The following is a 17,257-nucleotide window of genomic DNA, read 5'->3' on the forward strand; positions in this document are numbered from 1 at the left end:
ACGATCCTAAACGCCATCGCAAGAACAGACCCAGCCTTCAAACCATAACTCCACGGTTGCTTGACCCGAGGATCCATTTCTTTCAAAGGCTTATGGATGGTCGGGTCAAGCCCGACCATGACGGAAGAGAGGTTTGGCGGACTTCACCAACAAGCTGAAGGCCCCGTTTCCGGGGCCTTCATTTGGAGGTGCTCAGGCAGGGCGCCGCTTGTCGACGCGATTGTGGTCGAGGAAGGCTGCGATCGCCGCTTCCCCGTAGAGGCGGCGCTGCTCGGTGGCCGCCATCGCAAGACGGGCGGCATCGCCGAAGGTGACGATCTCGGCGTCCGCAGCCGCCGGCGTGCGGGCGAGCGCGTCGCCGACGATATCCGCCATGGTACGCGGCAGGATGTCGGTGCAATCGCGCATGCTTTCAAAGACGGCCCCGATGGGGATGACTTTTTCCTCGTAGATCACCATCGGTTCGGCGCGCTCGTCTTCCCAGGATTCGAAGGCTTCCAGGGCATCGCCGAACAGTTGCTGCAGAGTGATGGGAGCATGTCCTTCGTGAAGGTCAGGCAGGAAATTCAACATTTTCTGTCTCCTTGGCGTAAGGGCGTTTCGCTTCGTACTCCTAACTGGGGCCCAGGATGCCGGCTTGCCCATGCGTTCCCGCATGCGGCCTGCTGCACCGCAGGTCTCACAAATCTTAACAACAGGAAACGGATTGGGAAGCGAAAAATATTGTGCGGCCAGCGGCAAAGGGCGTGTTTCGGTGGACTTCTGTTTCAAAACAGCGGGATAGCGGAAAGAAAATTTCTGTATGATTGTGCGTCGCAGCAATGCTTGCGTGCCGCAACGCGCCGTCCACAACCGGATTCGGCGCGGCAAATCACTCTTCTTTGCACGGCGGCAAGTTGCCTGTTGACCGGATCGGCGCAGACCGCTAGAAGACGGCGAACCGTACCGTACGGTACGCAATATCGACAGGTGGCTATCTTGCGGATGATGGAGCAGGGAAGGGCAGGCGCGGCGGCCGCGGGACTGACGGAACGTCAGGGCGCGGTGCTGGAGCATGCGCTCGGCCTGCTCGTCGAGGGCGGCGAACGGGCGCTGACGACGGCCGGCGTGGCGCGCGCGGCGAATTGTTCCAAGGAAAGCCTGTATAAATGGTTCGGCGACCGCGACGGGCTGATCTCGGCGATGATCGCCTACCAGGCCGGCAAGGTGCGCACGGTCGAGGTCGAGGCGGGCAAGCTGACGGCGGAGACGCTGCGCCAGCATCTGGTCTCCTTCGCGCGCGACCTCGTCGACGTGCTCTCCGGCGACGTCTCCCTGGCGCTGAACCGCCTCGCCATCGGCCAGGCGAGCCGCGACAGCGCCGGGCTCGGCCGCCTGTTGCAGGAGCGTGGCCGCCGGCAGATCGGCAGGCGCGCCGCGGCGCTGCTGGAGGCCGGCCGCAAGGCGAAGCTGCTCGCCTTCGACAGCGCCGACGAGGCATACGGCACGCTCTACGGCCTGATCGTCTCGGACATGCACCTGCGCATGCTGCTGGGCGAGGATGCGAGCGCACTCAAGAAGGAATTCTCGCCACGCGCGGAGAAGGCGGTGGACGCCTTCCTGACGCTTCACGGCGCGAAAGGGTAAAGCCGGCGAAGGCCGCCGGCTCGGGTTAAACAGACAAGCTAAGGGAAGGAACCATCGATGCGCGTCTATTACGATCGTGATGCCGATCTCAACCTCATCAAGGCGAAGAACGTCGCCATCGTCGGCTACGGCTCGCAGGGCCGTGCCCACGCCCTCAACCTCAAGGACTCCGGCGCCAAGAACGTCGCGATCGCCCTCAAGGCCGGTTCGCCGACCGTCAAGAAGGCCGAGGCCGACGGCTTCAAGGTCATGACCGTCGCGGAAGCCGCCAAGTGGGCCGACCTCCTGATGATGGCGACGCCGGACGAACTCCAGGCCGACATCTACAAACAAGAGATCGCCGGCAACATCCGCGACGGCGCGGCCATCGCCTTCGCGCACGGCCTCAATGTCCACTTCGGCCTCATCGAACCGAAGTCCTCGGTCGATGTCGTCATGATCGCGCCGAAGGGTCCGGGCCACACGGTTCGCGGCGAATACCAGAAGGGCGGCGGCGTTCCCTGCCTCGTCGCCGTTCACCAGAACGCGTCCGGCAACGCCCTCGACCTCGCGCTCTCCTACGCCTGCGGCGTCGGCGGCGGCCGTTCGGGCATCATCGAGACCAACTTCAAGGAAGAGTGCGAAACCGACCTCTTCGGCGAGCAGGTCGTCCTGTGCGGCGGTCTCGTCGAGCTCATCCGCGCCGGTTTCGAGACGCTGGTGGAAGCCGGCTACGCGCCGGAAATGGCCTATTTCGAGTGCCTGCACGAAGTCAAGCTGATCGTCGACCTGATCTATGAAGGCGGCATCGCCAACATGAACTACTCGATCTCCAACACGGCCGAATGGGGCGAATACGTCTCCGGCCCGCGCATCATCACCGCCGAGACCAAGGCCGAGATGAAGCGCGTTCTCACCGACATCCAGACCGGCAAGTTCACCTCCGAATGGATGCAGGAATGGAAAGCCGGCGGCGCACGCTTCAAGGGTATCCGCCGCAACAACGACGCCCATCAGATCGAGGAAGTCGGTGCCAAGCTGCGCGGCATGATGCCGTGGATCGGCAAGAACAAGCTGGTCGACAAGGCCGTCAACTGACCGCTCCTGCCCTCGGGCAGAACGGCCGGCCGGGCGGGATTTCCGCCCGGCCTCCTATTTCAGGGAAACTGAAATAGTGCAGTGCATTCTTCCGCGTTATTGCGGCGCAGCAAGTAATAACCTTGCGTGACGCGCCGAAGAGGAACAAAATACTGGAGTGTTTCGTTCCGCTGTCGGGAGGATAGTGCGATGACCACGATTATCCAATACTTCGCCTGGTTCGACCTTTTCATCCTGGGCAGTATAGCCACGCTGGTGCTGCTCAGCCTTTACAGCGACCGGGCGACCTGAGCCTCCTCGGCTCAAATGCCGATGAAAGCAGGCTGCTCCGACCGGAGTAAAACCGCCTGGAAACTCGGGTTGTGCTTCTTTTCTCATCGCACGAATATTTAGGTCAGCATTGTTGACATAATAGCGGTGCCGTGATGAGGTGCGTTCAAACAACAAGCCCGAGGAAACCCCTATGTTCAAATGGGAACAGGCCTTCGCGACGCGCGCGTCGCGCATGAAGGCATCCGAAATCCGTGAGCTGCTGAAGCTGCTGGAGCGACCCGACATCATCTCGTTCGCCGGCGGCATTCCCGATCCGGCGCTGTTCCCGAAGGAAGCCTTCTCCGCCGCCTATGCCGATGTGCTTGCGGGCGAGGGTGCCGCCGCCGGCCTGCAATATTCCGTCAGCGAGGGCTACAGGCCGCTGCGCGAATGGCTCGCCGGCGAGATGGGCAAGATCGGCATCGCCTGTACGGCGGAGAACGTCTTCATCGTCTCCGGCTCGCAGCAGGGCCTCGACTATCTCGGGAAGCTCTTCCTTTCGCCGAAGGACACGGCCCTCGTCACCTGGCCGACCTATCTCGGCGCGCTCCAGGCCTTCAACGCCTACGAGCCGACCTACGACCGGCTGAACCTTTCCGGCAACCGCACGCCGGACGCCTACCGCGCGACGGCGGCGGAAGCGGGCGGGCGCGTCAAGTTCGCCTACCTCTCCGCCGATTTCGCCAATCCGACCGGCGAGACCGTCGACCGCGCCGGCCGCGAAAAACTGCTCGACCTTGCCGAGGAGCTGGAAATCCCCGTCATCGAGGATGCCGCCTACCAGTCGCTGCGCTACGACGGCGAGGCGGTTCCGCCGATCCTGGCACTCGAAATCGCCCGCAAGGGCACTATCGATGACACGCGCACCATCTATTGCGGCAGCTTCTCCAAGACGCTCGCGCCGGGCCTGCGCGTCGGCTACATCGTCGCGGCGGCGCCCGTCATCCGCAAGCTCGTGCTGATGAAGCAGGCGGCCGACCTCCATTCCTCGACCATCAACCAGATGGCGATCGCCCATGTCGCCGAGCGCGGTTTCGATGCGCAGGTCGCCAAGATCCGCGCCGCCTACAGCCGGCGCCGCGATGCCATGCTGGCCGCGCTGCAGAAATATATGCCCGAAGGCGTTGCCTGGACGAAGCCGGAAGGCGGCATGTTCGTCTGGGTCACGTTGCCGGCCGGCATGGACGGCGCAAGGCTGCTTGCCCGCTCCATCGAGACGGAAAAAGTCGCCTTCGTGCCCGGCCAGGCCTTCCATGCGGACGGCAGCGGCGCGAACACGCTGCGGCTCAGCTTCTCCTGCGCCGACGCCGCGACGATCGAGGAGGGCATTTCCCGCCTCTGCCGCTTGCTGAGCAAGGAGCAGCTGGCTGCCTGATTGGCGCGACCTGTGCGGAGGCCTTTGCCCCTCACCCTCACCCTGACCCTCTCCCGCTTGCGGGGAGAAGGTGGCCGGCAGGGCCGGATGAGAGGCGATCTAGCCCCGCAACCAATCCATCGCCGATTCGTAGACCAGATCCGGCAGGACCTCGAACGTGTAGGGTGCGTGCACGCGCTCCCATTTCTGGTGATAGTCGCGTCCCCAGGGCCCGATATTGACCGTCGGGAAGGAGAGCAGCCCTTCCGGCGCATCGTCGGTGAAGGCGACGGAGGGCGTGTTGGCGGCGAGCAACCCCGTTTCGCTCGCCTCGGGCCGGTGGCCGAAGAAGCTCATGTCGGAAATGCCGGCGAAGATCTGCTTGAACTTGATCGACGTGCCGTGCCGCTGTGCGACCTCGGCCATCACGCGCTGAAGCCGCGCCCGCCGCTCGCCGGCGCCGGAGCGCTCCAGATGCACCAGCGGGTAATGCAGGCTGCCGAAGCCGATGATGACGGCCGGGCCTTCGACGCCGGCCTGCGTCGCCGCCGCCGCGACGATCTCGCGGCTGACCCTCAGGGGATCGGTGCTGCCGGAAAGCGCGCGGTCGAGGTCTGCGAGCCGGTCGAGCGCATCGCCGCCGCGCGCCTTCAGCCGTTCGACAAGCTCCGCATAGGTCAGCACCGCGCCTTCCGTCCTCGTCGCGGGGCGGTTGCCGTAGCGGGCCTGGTGGGCATCCTGCGTTTCGAGGGCGGTGGCCAGCGCGCCGGAAACGATGGCGCGGAACTCGCCGAGAACGTCGCCGGCGCTGCGGCGGTGCGTCAGCCAGTTGAAGGAAAGCCAGACACGATCCGGCGTCGTCACGTCGTAGCCGTCGCGGATGTCGCGCGCTTCGAGGCAGACGGGGGGCGGGGACCGCTCGCCGAAGGCCGCGTCGGCAAGTTCCGGCACGGTATCCATGGCGCGTATGATCTCGGCGCTGATGCGGTGGGCGCTGATGCCGTTGAACGGATAGCCCGCATGGGTCGGCCGGCCGATGACGAAGGCGAAGGGCGCGAACTTGCCGATCGAGCCGAGATAGACCGCACGGCCTTCCTCGCCGCCGCGTTCGCAGCTCGACGCATCGAGGTTGATGCCGCCGACGATGTCGAGGTCGAAGCGCCGGGCGATCTCCGGCAGGGCGTCGCGCAGGCTTCGCATGCCGCGCGAACGGTTCTCCTCGTCCGGCGTCGCGACGAAGAGCAGGTTGCCGTCCGGTGCCTCCAGCCCGGCGAAGCGCTCCAGAACCGCGATGCCGGCGGCAAGGCCGCTCTTCATGTCCAGCAGGCCGCGCCCAGCGATGAAATCGCCGCTCTCGAAATCCTCGAGCGCCTTCATTTCCGCGCCGTTGAGGGGACGGCTGCGAAGCTCCTTCACGAGGGCTTCCGTCAGCGGCTCCGGATCGCAGGCGAGCGGCGCGAGCGTGCCGTAGTTGGCGATGGAGACCGTATCGAAATGACCGGCCAGAACCACCGTCCTCCGCCCGCCGCCGCGCACCAGCGCCACGACGCTCCGCGTCATCGGTTCGCCATGGCTGTCCACGGTGAAGAGCCGGTCGGGATGGCGCCGGAAATAGGGTGTTTGCGCGAGCTGCGCCCTGAGCTTTCCGGAAAAGGCCGCCTCGTCCGGCGAGCCCGTGACGCTCGGCCAGCCTGTCATCAGCAGAGAGAGCGCGCGGGTGCGCGCGGCGGACGTGCGGATGGCGTTCTCGTTCTTCATGGCTGGGGACTCGTCGAAAGGGGATTGCATTGAGGCAAAGGCTAGCCAAGGATGGCGGCAAGCGAAACGGCAATTTTTTGAGAATTTTGCACGCCATATTGCCGTTTCGCCATAGTGGATTGGCAATTCGGCAGCAGGCATGGACGCAATCGACCGGAAACTTCTCGCCCTCCTGCGCAAGGATGGCCGCGCCTCGCTTTCGGCCCTGGCAGGGGAACTGAAGGTCTCGCGCGGCACGGTGCAGAACCGTATCGACCGGCTGACGCGCGAGGGGATAATCAGCGGCTTCACCGTGCGGGTGACGGAAGCCGACGATCCCCATGCCGTGCGCGCCATCATGATGATCGAGATCACCGGGCAGAAGACGCTCGCCGCCATCAAGGCGCTGCGCGGCGTCCCGGAGGTTCGCGCCCTGCACACGACGAACGGTGCATGGGACCTCGTGGCGGAGATACAGGCGGACAATCTCGTCGAGTTCGAGCGCGTGCTGCGCGGCATCCGCGCCATGGACGGCGTCTCGAAATCGGAAACGAGCCTGCTTCTGACAACCCTCTGAGGTCAGGGCATCGCGATGTCGATGACCTCGCCCGCCGATGAACAGGTGATGCGCGCCGGTCCTCCGCCTTGCCGGGATGCGCTTCATCCGCAAAGGCGGCGGCGCGTGAAAAGGCGCTTTCCATCGCCGGCCAGCCGGTTACACTCCGCCGGCATTATCGGAAGGACCTCATGTCGCTACGCCTTGCCACGTTCAACATCGAAAACCTCATGACCCGTTTCGACTTCACGGGCTTTCGCAACCAGCTTCGCCAGGATCGTGTGCTGCGCCTTTTCGACATCCGCAACGAGGCGGAATACCAGCGGCTGGAGGAGGCGCGCACCATCGCGCATACGGACGACGCCCGCCAGCATTCGGCGCTTGCCATCGCCGATGCGGACGCCGACATCCTCTGCCTGCAGGAAACCGACAACATGGCGGCGCTGCAGGCCTTCGAATACGGCTACCTCTTCCGCATGGTGGGCAATGGCTACCGGCAGAAATACCTGATCGAGGGCAATGACAGCCGCGGCATCGACGTTTCGGTGCTGATGCGGGAGGAAACGCGCGACGGCCAGCGCATCGAGTGCGTCGACATCCGCAGCCACGCATCCGTCACCTATCGCGAGTTCGATCTTTTCACGCCGGACCTGGGACCGGGCATCAACCCGGACGACAAGATCTTCAAGCGCGACTGCCTGGAGATGGACCTGCGCATCGGCGGGCGGCCGCTGACGCTCTATGTCGTGCATTTCAAGTCGATGGGGCCGGGCAGGGAAGGCCTGGACGGCCGGCAGTCGACCATGCCGGTGCGCATGGCGGAGGCGCGGGCCGTGCGCCGGATCATCGAGAACCGGTTCGGCGCCGGCCGTACCGCCGGCAAGGCCTTCGCCATCTGCGGCGACATGAACGACTACCAGGAGAAGCTTGCGATCGAGGGCGACAGGCGCAACGGCTATCGCTTCGTGCCGCAGGAAGAGGAGGTGAGCGCCCTCGACGTCTTCAGCGCGGACGGCTTTGCGGTGAACCCCATGCTGCGGCGCCCGGTGGACGACCGCTGGACGCTCTACCATAGCCGCGGGCCGGAGGAGCGCCATCTCTGCCAGCTCGACTATATCTGGCTCTCGCCGTCGCTTGCCGAGCGCAATGCGCACCATGTTCCGGAAATCATCCGCGCCGGCCAGCCCTTCCGCACGCTCTTCCCGCCGGGGCAGGAGGTGGAGCGCTATCCGCGCGTCGGCTGGGACAGGCCGAAGGCTTCCGACCATTGCCCGGTGGTCATGACGCTCGATCTGTGAGCGGTCCATGGCGTCATTTCCGCTTGCCCGCGGCGGAGGCCTCGGGCAGGTTTAGGCAGATGCCTTCGGGCAAAAGACGAATACGGAGAATGCCTTGTCCCGTCGCTACGCCATCTACGACGTCTTCACCGACGCGCGGCTCGCCGGCAATCCGCTGGCCGTCGTCTTCGATGCCGACGGACTCGATGACGATACGATGCAGCGCATCGCCGGCGAGTTCAATCTCTCCGAAACGGTCTTCGTCAAGACGCCGGAGAAGCCGGCGCACACCGCGCGCCTGCGCATCTTCACGCCCGGCCGGGAACTGCCCTTCGCCGGCCATCCGACGGTGGGCGCGGCGATCGCCATCGCCGAGGCCGGCGAGGGCAACGGGGCGGGACCGCGCGATCTGGTGAGCGTGCTGGAGGAGAATGTCGGCCCGGTGCGCTGCGCCGTGAAGCTCGGTGCCGGCAAGGCGGCCTTTGCCGAATTCGACCTGCCGCGCAAGTCCGCGCGCCTGGAGGCCGCCTTCGACAAGCAGGCGCTCGCCGATGCCTTCAGCCTGAAACCCGCCCAGATCGGCTTCGAGAACCACGTGCCCTCCCTCTGGAGCGCCGGCGTCGCCTACGTGATGATCCCGGTGCATGACCTTGCGGCCGCGGCGGCCGTGGAGTTCGACCCGGTGCTCTGGGAACGTTGCGCGCCATTCGCCGAGGGCCGGCTTGCCTCCGCCTACCTCTATTGCCGCGGCGGCGTGAACCATATCGCCAGGTTCCACGCCCGCATGTTCGCGCCCGACATGGGGATCGCCGAGGATCCGGCGACGGGCTCGGCCGTCGCCGCCATGTCCGGCGCCATCCATTTCTTCGACAAGCTGGTGGACGGCCATCATCCGTTCCTGGTCGAGCAGGGGGTCGAGATGGGCCGTCCCTCCCTGATCCACCTGCATCTCGATGTCTCCGGCGGCACCATCGCCGGTGCGCGCATCGGCGGGGAAGCCGTGCGCATCGCATCCGGAGTGCTGGATTTGTGACAGGAAGAAAATTTCCGGCGGACACGCATTTTTTCCAACTGCGGTATGGACAAGCCCGGCGAAGGCCATTATACGCCCCTCCAGACCGCCGGAGCGGTCATGTGGGTGATTAGCTCAGTTGGTAGAGCAGCTGACTCTTAATCAGCGGGTCCACGGTTCGAGCCCGTGATCACCCACCATTTTTTCTCAAATGAGATCAATGGCTTGCGCTGATTTCTTCTGGCATTCTCTAAACACGACGGTGTCCTGCCGCTGCGCAGACGGGAACGCGCGTCAAACCCTCCTGGGACAACTCGCCGGACCACATCTGAATCATTCTTCGGAAGCCGATATTCCCGATGTCGTGATCCTCGAATGGCCGTTGGAAATCGCGGCAAGTTCCGCCTCCACGGTTTTCACGAGGGCAGTGACCATTGGCGGAAGGGCGCGCCCGAGCCGGCTGACGATATAAACGCTGCGCCACGCCACCGGTTCGATGAGCCCGAGGAAGGCGATGCGGTTATCCGGGATGAACTCCGCCGCCAATGCCGGCGCCGTGGTGACGCCCAAGCCGTTTTCGATCAGCGCCCAGAGCGTGGGATAGGTCGATACCTCGTATTTCGGCACGCGGATGGATTCCGGGAGGTCTTCCATCTGCGAGAGGATCGGACCGGTCGCCGTGTCGAGCGTGAGGCCGACGAAATTGTGGCCGGCAAGATCGGCCCAACGCAGCACGCCGTCCTTCGCAAGCATGTGCAGGGGATGCGTATGGCGCAGGAAGAGGCCGAGCTGGTCCTTGAACAGCGGCTTGAACACGAGATCGGCATCGGGACCGTCCATGCTGGCGAAACCGATGTCCACCTCGTTGCGCCGCACGAGACGGCGGACGTCGTTGGAATTTCCCTCGCGCAGCTGGACGCGAAGCCCTGGCCGGGACGCAAGGAAGCCTTCCAGGATGCGGGGCATGATCTTGGTCGCTATCGAGCTGACGACGCCGACGCGGATGCAGCTGTTGCGGCTGGAGGCAGTCAGCCGGATGTTGCGGATCGCCAGGTCGAAATCGTCGACGACCCGCTCGGCGACCGGGAAAAGATCGTTTCCCTCCTGCGTCAGGATCACGTTGCGCGTGGTCCGGTCGAACAGCGTTCCACCGACAATATCCTCCAGCTGCTGGATGGTCATCGTCAGCGAAGGCTGCGACAGGTGCAGCTCGGTGGCCGCGCGCGTGAAGCTGCGGTGTTTCGCGACGCTGAGGAACGCCCGCAGATGGCGGATGGTCGCGGTGTAGGACGGCGGAGGTAGAGCCTGCGATTGTGGGTCGGCCATCGGATGTCTCCAGATGATCATTTATAGGCAATCCTGATCAGTTTCGAAAGTTTTTCAATTTGATTTATCGAATGTCGGCGCATTTAATGATCGGCACGGGTCGCAGCCACTCATCCTCGGCGCGGAAGAAACCCAACCAATAAGGGGAACAGGATGTTGAATATGTTGACGAAACGCCGTTCGGCGGTTGCTTTCGCTTGCCTTGTCGCCAGTTCCGCTCTCGTAACGCCCGTTTCGGCGCATGCGCAGACCGTCGTCATCGGCTCCGAGGGGGCGATACCGCCGCTGGACCCGCATCGCATGACCGGAACGCCGGGCTTGCGGGTGATCGATGCGATCTACGATCCGCTCGTCCGCGAGGACCTTTCCGTCGTGACCGACACCGCGCCGGCGCTGAAGGGCGGCCTTGCCGAAAGCTGGACGGTGAGCGACGACGGCCTCGTCTACCGCTTCACGCTGCGCTCCGGCGTCAAGTTCCACGACGGCACGGATTTCAATGCAGAGGCCGTTCAGGCGAATTTCGCCAGGATCATGGACAAGGCCTCGCCCCTTCACGACGAGCGCGCTGCCGGCAACATGACCTTCCTGACCCGCTGGATCGCCGGCACGGCGGCGATCGACGCGCAGACCTTCGAGATCAGGGTGAAGGAACCGTTCTCGGGTCTGCTGCGCCTTCTCAGCGACCGCCGCTCCGGCATCATCAGCCCGACGGCGATGGCCGCCCACAAGGGGGACGCGATGGGGTTGAACCCCGTGGGAACCGGCCCCTTCCGGCTGGAGACCTTCCAGCAGGGGCAGCAGCTCGACCTGAAGCGGAACGATGCCTATTGGGGCGGCGCGGCCGCCGTCGATACCCTCATCTTCCGGCCCGTGACCGACCCGACCGCCATGGCGATCGCCATGCAGACCGGCCAGGTCGACATCATCCCCAGCGCAAGCTCGCAGCAGGTCGCCCAGCTTTCCGTCGATCCCAGCCTGCAGATCCAGTATCCCGAGCCGGCGAACCAGTATTTCGTGCGGCTCAACACCAAGGCCCGGTACACGGACAACAAGCTGTTCCGGCAGGCGCTGAACTACGCCGTCAACCGCGACAATCTGGCGGCCCTGCTCAACGGACAGGTCACGCCGCTCGGCGGTCCGGTTCCCTCGGGCAACGAGCTGCCGAGCGCGGCCGGATCGACCTACGCCTATGATCCGGCGAAGGCGAAGGCGCTGCTGGCCGAGGCCGGTTTCTCGACCGGCGTCACCATCAAGCTGATGGCGCCGAACAGCGGCCCCGGTTTCGGGCAGGCCGCCGAGGTCATCGCGCTGCTCCAGCAGGATCTCGGCGAGGTCGGCATCACGCTGGAGCCGCAGTTCCTCGAATTCGCGACGCTCGTCTCGACCGAGGGGCCCGGCTATAAGGACGACGTCCAGGGCTCGTTCAACGGCTGGACGACAGGCGCCGACAGCGCCTACTGGCTGGAGCGCATGTTCGCCGGCGACCAGCAGCCGCCGCGCGGCGTCAATCGCGGCTGGTTCACCAATGCCGAGGCCGACCGGTTCTTCACCGAGGCGCGCGGCGAAAGCGACGAGGCGAAGCGCCTCGACCTCTACCGGCAGGCGGCCGAACGCATCGCCGACGATAGCCCGTGGATCTTCCTCTATCAGGATCGGCTGCCGCGCGTGCTGAGCGCGCGCATCGGCGGCGTCCTGCCGGCAAGATCCGTCTTCATCGACTATCCCCGCATACAGGTAAAGTAACCCACTGTTTTTATTCGGATTTGAAAGAGGAGAATACGCAGATGATGTTAGGTTGGCGCGCACGTATCGGGCAGATGAGGCCGGCGACGGCGATCGAGGGGGCCGAGGAATGGCGGTCGGTGGCGCCCGTCGGCGTCGCCTTCGCCGATGCCCGGACCATCGTGCCGCGCGTCGATGAAGAAGGCCTCAAGGTGATGATGTCGCAAGTGCTGGAGGCCTCGCGCCAGCTGGCGACCGCCAAGGTGGACCTCATCGTCCAGTGCGGTGCGCCGGGCACCTTCCTGCGCGGCGTCGGCCATGACGAGGAGGTCTGCGCCCAGATCGAAGCGGAAACCGGCATTCCCGCCATCACGATGATGGCGGCGCAGATGGATGCGCTGAAAGCGTTGGGCGCCACCTCGATCGCGGTCGCGACGATCTATTCCGACGAGGTGAACGAGAAGATGGGCGCCTTCATGGAGGCCAAGGGCTTCAAGATCGCCTCCATGCTGGGCCTCCAGATCACCGATCCCTTCGATGCCAGCGTGCATGACGCCGACAGCGCCTACAAGCTCGGCAAGCAGGCTTTCAAGGCCGCCGGAACCTGCGATGCGATCCTGATTTCCTGCGGCACCTACCGGACATTCCCGATCCTTCCCTACCTGGAAATGGATACGGGTGCGGCCGTGGTGTCGAGCAACCAGGCGACGCTCTGGCGGGCGCTGAGGGCCGTCGGCCTGAAGGACCAGATCCCGAACCTCGGCAAGCTCTGGTACGCCGCCTGATCGCAGGAACCGCGACGGAAGAGAACGATGACGACCGTGATCGAACAGACAATCAGGCCTGCACGCAAATGGCGAGATGCCTTCGTCGGCATCCTGGACAATCCCGCGCTGGCCATCGGTCTCGGCATCCTGGCCGTCATCGTCTTCGCCGCTCTCTTCGCCGACTGGATATCGCCGTTCGATCCGTTGAGGGCTAACCCGCTCGCCCGCTACAGGGGCGTGTTTTCCGGCTGGAACATCCTCGGCACCGATGAACTCGGGCGCGATATCCTGAGCCGCCTGATCTACGGCACGCGCTACGCCCTCATGGTGGCGATCGTGCCGACGGTCATCGCGCTGGCCATCGGCGGCCTGCTCGGAATGGTCGCCGGCTATATCGGCGGGTTCGTCGATACCGTGATCATGCGGTTCTTCGACATCATGTTCGCCTTTCCGGGCATCCTGCTGGCGCTCGGCATCAGCGCGGCGCTCGGGCCGGGCCTTTCCTCGATGATCATCGCGATGGTCGTCGTCACCGTTCCCGCCTTCGGCCGCATCGTTCGCGGCGCGGTGCTGCAGGTCAAGGAAGAGGTGTTCATCGAGGCGTCCCATGCCCTCGGCTTCCGCGCCCGGCGCATCGCGTTTCGGCATATCCTGCCGAATATCCTCGGGCCGGCCATCGTCTACGGCACGCTGCAGACCGGGCGAAACGTCATCCTGTCGTCAAGCCTCAGCTTTCTCGGCCTCGGCCCCCAGCCGCCCGCTCCCGAATGGGGCCAGATGCTGTCGAGCGGCCGCACGGCGCTGGCGACCGCAGCCCATGTCGCGACCATTCCGGGCCTTGCCATCGTCGTCCTGGCCGTTGCCTTCAACCTCATCGGCGATGGTGCCCGCGACTACCTCGATCCACGTTTCAACAAGCAGCGGGACTAGGACGATGCTCGTGTTCGCCCTCAGACGTGCGTTCCAGATCGTTCCGGTCATCATCGGGGTGACGATCGCGACCTTCCTGCTCGCCAAGATCATTCCGGGCGATCCGGCCGACATGCTGCTCGGTGCCACGGCCTCGGAAGAGGCGAAGGAAGCGCTGCGGCTGAGCATGGGGCTGCACGAGCCGGCCCATGTCCAATACCTGATCTATGTCGGCAACCTGCTGCAGGGCGATCTCGGCCAGTCGTTCACATTCGCGCAGCCCGTTGCGGATGTCATCGCCGACCGCCTCGGCAACACGGCTCTTCTCGCCGTCGCCGCCATCGTCCTTGCCGCCATCGTCGGCGTCGCGGCCGGCACCTGGGCGGCGCTGAAGCCTGGCTCGCTGCGCGACCAGTCGCTTTCGGTGATCGTGCTGTTCTTCAATTCAATGCCGTCCTTCTGGCTCGGCCTCGTGCTCATCATGATCTTCGGCCTCCACCTGCGGCTCCTGCCGGTCAGCGGCATGCAGAGCGTCGGCGGCGGCGATGGCGTTCTCGGCCTTGCCGCCCACATGATCCTGCCGTCGATCACCCTTGCCGCCTGGTCGCTGGCGACGATCGCCCGCATGACCCGGTCCTCGCTGCTGGAGGTCATCAACAGCGACTACGTGCGCACGGCCCGGGCGAAGGGCATGCGGGAATCCCGCGTGGTGCTGCGCCATGCGCTGCCGAACGCCATGCCGCAGATCATCACGGTGATCGGCATGCAGATGGGCTTCCTGCTCAGCGGCGCCGTGCTGACCGAAACGATCTTCTCCTGGCCCGGCATCGGCCTTGCCATGTACCAGGCGATTTCGACCCGCGACATACCGCTCATCCAGGGCGGCATCCTGATCCTGGCCTTGGCCTTCGTGCTGATCAATTTCGCTGTCGACGTCCTCTACTCGTACTTCAACCCGAAGATCAAACTGTGAAGGAGCCGGCCATGTCTTCCTTCACGCTGCAAACGGACCCGATCCCGACAATGCCCACATCCGCCCAACAGGACGTCTTCACCTCTTATGTCGGCGGCGCCACGACCGCGCCCGCCGGCCGGAAAATCCCGCTTCACGACCCTTCGACCGGCAAGGTCTGGGCAAGCGCCTTCGTTTCGGACGAAGCGGTGGAGCTTGCCGTCGCCAGCGCCGCCGAGGCCTTCGCCTCGGAGCCCTGGGCGTCGATGACGGGATATGAACGCGCGACGCTCCTGCGCCGGTTGGGCGCCCTGATCGCCGCCAATGCGGATCGCCTGGGCGCGCTGGAAAGCCTCGCCAACGGCAAGAGCCATGCCGCCACCGCCGCGGAGATGAAGGCGACCGCCGCCTGGTACGACTACTATGCCAGCGCTCTCGATACCCATGACGATATCTTCCGCACCGTCTCGCGCACGGCGGACGCCCGCATCGTGCGCGAGCCGCTTGGCGTCGTCGTCGCCATCACGCCCTTCAACGGCGCGCTCTCGCTCGGCTCCTGGAAACTGGCGCCGGCGCTTGCCATGGGCAACGCGGTCATCCTGAAGCCGCCGGCGGAAGCGCCGGGCTCCAGCATCGCGCTTGCGGAACTGGCGATGGAAGCGGGCTTCCCGGCCGGCATCGTCAACGCCGTGATCGGCGATGCGGTCGCCGGCGAGGCGCTCGCAACCCATCCGGACGTGCAGATGGTGAGCTTTACCGGCAGCACGGCGACCGCCAAGGTCCTCGGCGCGAAAGTCGCCGCCGGCATGAAGCGTTTCGTCTGCGAGGCGGGCGGCAAGTCGGCCCACATCGTCTTTGCCGACGGCGACATCGACGGTGCCGTCATCGCCGCGACGCAAGGGGCCTTTTCCGGCAGCGGCCAGACCTGCGTCGCCGGCTCGCGCATCCTCGTGCAGGCCGAAATCTACGACAGCTTCGTCGAGCGCTACATCGCCTCGGTGAGCCGTATCCGGCTCGGCCATCCCTCTTCCCCGAGGGCGCATATCGGCCCGGTCGCGAACAGGCGGCAATACGAGCGGATCAACGGCTTTGTGAACGAGGCGGTGGCAGAGGGCGCGCGCCTTGCCTGCGGCGGCCGGAAACCCGATCTCGGGCCGGAGCTCAACGATGGCTACTGGATCGCGCCGACGGTCGTGCTCGATGTCTCGAGTGACATGCGGATCTGCCGCGAGGAGATCTTCGGGCCCGTCGTCACCGTGCAGCGTTTCGAGACCGAAGAGGAGGCGATTTCCATGGCGAACGGCGTGGAATACGGCCTCGCCGCCGGCTTCTGGACCCGTGACGTCGCCCGCGTGCGCCGCGTCTCCCGGCAATTGCAGGCCGGGACGGTCTGGGTGAACACCTACCGGGCGATCAACCTGCGTGTGCCTTTCGGCGGCTACAAGCAATCCGGCATCGGCCGCGAGAACGGCGTCGAGGCAATGGAGGAGTTCTCGCAGATCAAGGCGATCGTCGTCGAATACGGCCCGGCAGCCGACCCCTTCGCAAACTGACATCCGAACGGAAAGGAAAACCGATGACACTATCGGCAAGAAAGCCCCTGTTGATCGACGCACTGCAGTACAACAAGCCGGAGCGCGCACGCTTCGAGGAGTGGCGGCGCGGTGGCGTGGGCTGCGTGCACGTCACCCTCTCGATCTGGGAGAACGCGCGCGAAACGCTGACCGTGATCGGCGAATGGAATCGCCTTCTCGAGAAGAACGCGGACCTGATCGCGCTTGCGACGACGGGCGAGGACATCGAGCGCATCGCCGCCTCCGGGCGCACCGCCGTGGTCTACGGTTTCCAGGATACCTCGCCCTTCGAGGACGACATCGAGCTGATCGAGGTCTTCTACCAGCTCGGTGTGCGCATCGCGCAGCTTACCTACAACGTCCAGAACCGCGTCGCCTCGGGGTGCTGGGAGCCCGACGAGGCCGGCGTCTCGAAATTCTTCGGCCGCAATGTCATTGCGGAAATGAACCGCGTCGGCATGGTCGTGGACGTCTCGCACTGCACGGAGCGCACCTGCTTCGACGCGATCGAGTATTCGTCGCGCCCGATCGCCGTCACCCACGCCAATCCGCAGGAATTCGTGGGCACGGACATCGAACTCAACCGCCGCAACAAGTCGACGGCGCTGATCAAACGCCTCGCCGAGACCGGCGGCGTCATCGGCCTCAGCAATTATCCGAAGATCATGAAGAACGGGTCGGACTGCACGCTCGACACCTTCCTCGACATGGTCTCCTGGACGGTCGATCTCGTCGGCTCCGAGCATGTCGGCTTCGGTACGGACTTCTACGACGGCTGGCCGGAAAGCCAGATCAAGTGGTGGCGCGCCGGCCGCTGGGCGCGCGAGAGCGCTATCCCGATCAAGGGCTTTTCCAAGTGGCCGTCCTGGTTCCAGTCGCCCGCCGACTTCCCGAACATCCTGGAAGGTCTCGAAAAGCGCGGCTTCTCCAGCGAGGAAATCGCACGAATCGCCGGTGGAAACTGGCTGAAGCTCTTCCGCGAAGGCTTCGTTCCAGCTGCCTCGGCGACAACGGCCAACGCCGCTTGAAAAGGCGGGGATGGCGGGAGGCACCTGT

Annotated in this window: 15 protein-coding genes and 1 tRNA gene; 13 read left to right on the top strand and 3 right to left on the bottom strand. The window is 65.0% G+C overall.

Features of this window, described 5'->3' with window-relative positions; translation table 11 throughout:
- Nucleotides 1–192 precede the first annotated feature (192 nt).
- Nucleotides 193–870: a BRA0787 family protein gene (locus ACIIOY_RS20830; protein WP_411036595.1), complete on the bottom strand. Its 678-nt coding sequence runs from the start codon at nt 868–870 to the stop codon at nt 193–195.
- A gap of 114 nt (nt 871–984) precedes the next feature.
- Between ACIIOY_RS20830 and ACIIOY_RS20835 the strand changes: the two genes are divergently transcribed.
- The 3 genes from ACIIOY_RS20835 to ACIIOY_RS20845 all read left to right on the top strand — a co-directional run bounded on the left by ACIIOY_RS20835 (nt 985) and on the right by ACIIOY_RS20845 (nt 4,390).
- Entirely contained in the window at nt 985–1,626 is a 642-nt protein-coding gene (locus tag ACIIOY_RS20835) for a TetR/AcrR family transcriptional regulator C-terminal domain-containing protein (protein WP_411036596.1), read from the top strand.
- Between the two features lie 57 nt (nt 1,627–1,683).
- Nucleotides 1,684–2,703 carry a ketol-acid reductoisomerase gene (gene ilvC, locus ACIIOY_RS20840; protein ID WP_411036597.1) on the top strand — a complete coding sequence of 340 codons (1,020 nt, stop codon included), beginning with the start codon at nt 1,684–1,686 and terminating at the stop codon, nt 2,701–2,703.
- Between the two features lie 463 nt (nt 2,704–3,166).
- A complete protein-coding gene (locus ACIIOY_RS20845; protein WP_411036598.1) occupies nt 3,167–4,390 on the top strand; it encodes an aminotransferase-like domain-containing protein in 1,224 nt (407 codons plus the stop codon).
- Between the two features lie 99 nt (nt 4,391–4,489).
- Here the strand turns inward: ACIIOY_RS20845 and ACIIOY_RS20850 are convergent, their stop codons facing one another.
- Nucleotides 4,490–6,127, bottom strand: coding sequence for a M20/M25/M40 family metallo-hydrolase (locus ACIIOY_RS20850; RefSeq protein ID WP_411036599.1), 1,638 nt, complete (start codon nt 6,125–6,127; stop codon nt 4,490–4,492).
- A 139-nt stretch (nt 6,128–6,266) separates the two neighbouring features.
- Here ACIIOY_RS20850 and ACIIOY_RS20855 point away from each other — a divergent pair, with 139 nt between their 5' ends.
- The 4 genes from ACIIOY_RS20855 to ACIIOY_RS20870 all read left to right on the top strand — a co-directional run bounded on the left by ACIIOY_RS20855 (nt 6,267) and on the right by ACIIOY_RS20870 (nt 9,151).
- Nucleotides 6,267–6,683: an Lrp/AsnC family transcriptional regulator gene (locus tag ACIIOY_RS20855; RefSeq protein WP_411036600.1), complete on the top strand. Its 417-nt coding sequence runs from the start codon at nt 6,267–6,269 to the stop codon at nt 6,681–6,683.
- Nucleotides 6,684–6,853: 170 nt separating this feature from the next.
- Nucleotides 6,854–7,960 carry an endonuclease/exonuclease/phosphatase family protein gene (locus ACIIOY_RS20860; protein ID WP_411036601.1) on the top strand — a complete coding sequence of 369 codons (1,107 nt, stop codon included), beginning with the start codon at nt 6,854–6,856 and terminating at the stop codon, nt 7,958–7,960.
- A 94-nt stretch (nt 7,961–8,054) separates the two neighbouring features.
- Nucleotides 8,055–8,972, top strand: a complete 918-nt coding sequence (locus tag ACIIOY_RS20865; RefSeq protein WP_411036602.1) for a PhzF family phenazine biosynthesis protein — start codon at nt 8,055–8,057, stop codon at nt 8,970–8,972.
- A 103-nt stretch (nt 8,973–9,075) separates the two neighbouring features.
- Nucleotides 9,076–9,151: transfer RNA gene (locus ACIIOY_RS20870), tRNA-Lys, on the top strand.
- 133 nt (nt 9,152–9,284) lie between these two features.
- Here ACIIOY_RS20870 and ACIIOY_RS20875 read toward each other — a convergent pair.
- Nucleotides 9,285–10,277 (bottom strand): LysR family transcriptional regulator, encoded by a 993-nt coding sequence (locus tag ACIIOY_RS20875; RefSeq protein WP_411036603.1) that lies wholly within the window; start codon nt 10,275–10,277, stop codon nt 9,285–9,287.
- A gap of 162 nt (nt 10,278–10,439) precedes the next feature.
- On the opposite strand from ACIIOY_RS20875, the gene ACIIOY_RS20880 reads away from it, so the two are divergent.
- Genes ACIIOY_RS20880 through ACIIOY_RS20905 form a run of 6 tightly spaced genes read left to right on the top strand, consistent with a single transcriptional unit; the run spans nt 10,440 to nt 17,229 of the window.
- Nucleotides 10,440–12,020 carry an ABC transporter substrate-binding protein gene (locus ACIIOY_RS20880; protein ID WP_411036604.1) on the top strand — a complete coding sequence of 527 codons (1,581 nt, stop codon included), beginning with the start codon at nt 10,440–10,442 and terminating at the stop codon, nt 12,018–12,020.
- Nucleotides 12,021–12,061: 41 nt separating this feature from the next.
- Nucleotides 12,062–12,784 carry a maleate cis-trans isomerase family protein gene (locus ACIIOY_RS20885; protein WP_411036605.1) on the top strand — a complete coding sequence of 241 codons (723 nt, stop codon included), beginning with the start codon at nt 12,062–12,064 and terminating at the stop codon, nt 12,782–12,784.
- Between the two features lie 27 nt (nt 12,785–12,811).
- Nucleotides 12,812–13,696, top strand: a complete 885-nt coding sequence (locus tag ACIIOY_RS20890; RefSeq protein WP_411036606.1) for an ABC transporter permease — start codon at nt 12,812–12,814, stop codon at nt 13,694–13,696.
- 4 nt (nt 13,697–13,700) lie between these two features.
- A complete protein-coding gene (locus tag ACIIOY_RS20895; protein WP_411036607.1) occupies nt 13,701–14,648 on the top strand; it encodes an ABC transporter permease in 948 nt (315 codons plus the stop codon).
- 11 nt (nt 14,649–14,659) lie between these two features.
- Nucleotides 14,660–16,180, top strand: coding sequence for an aldehyde dehydrogenase family protein (locus tag ACIIOY_RS20900; RefSeq protein WP_411036608.1), 1,521 nt, complete (start codon nt 14,660–14,662; stop codon nt 16,178–16,180).
- 50 nt (nt 16,181–16,230) lie between these two features.
- On the top strand, nt 16,231–17,229 hold the full coding sequence (locus ACIIOY_RS20905; RefSeq protein ID WP_411036609.1) for a dipeptidase: 999 nt from the start codon (nt 16,231–16,233) through the stop codon (nt 17,227–17,229).
- Nucleotides 17,230–17,257: the final 28 nt, after the last annotated feature.

It is taken from the genome of Shinella agrisoli, from assembly GCF_046557955.1.
GTDB lineage: Bacteria > Pseudomonadota > Alphaproteobacteria > Rhizobiales > Rhizobiaceae > Shinella.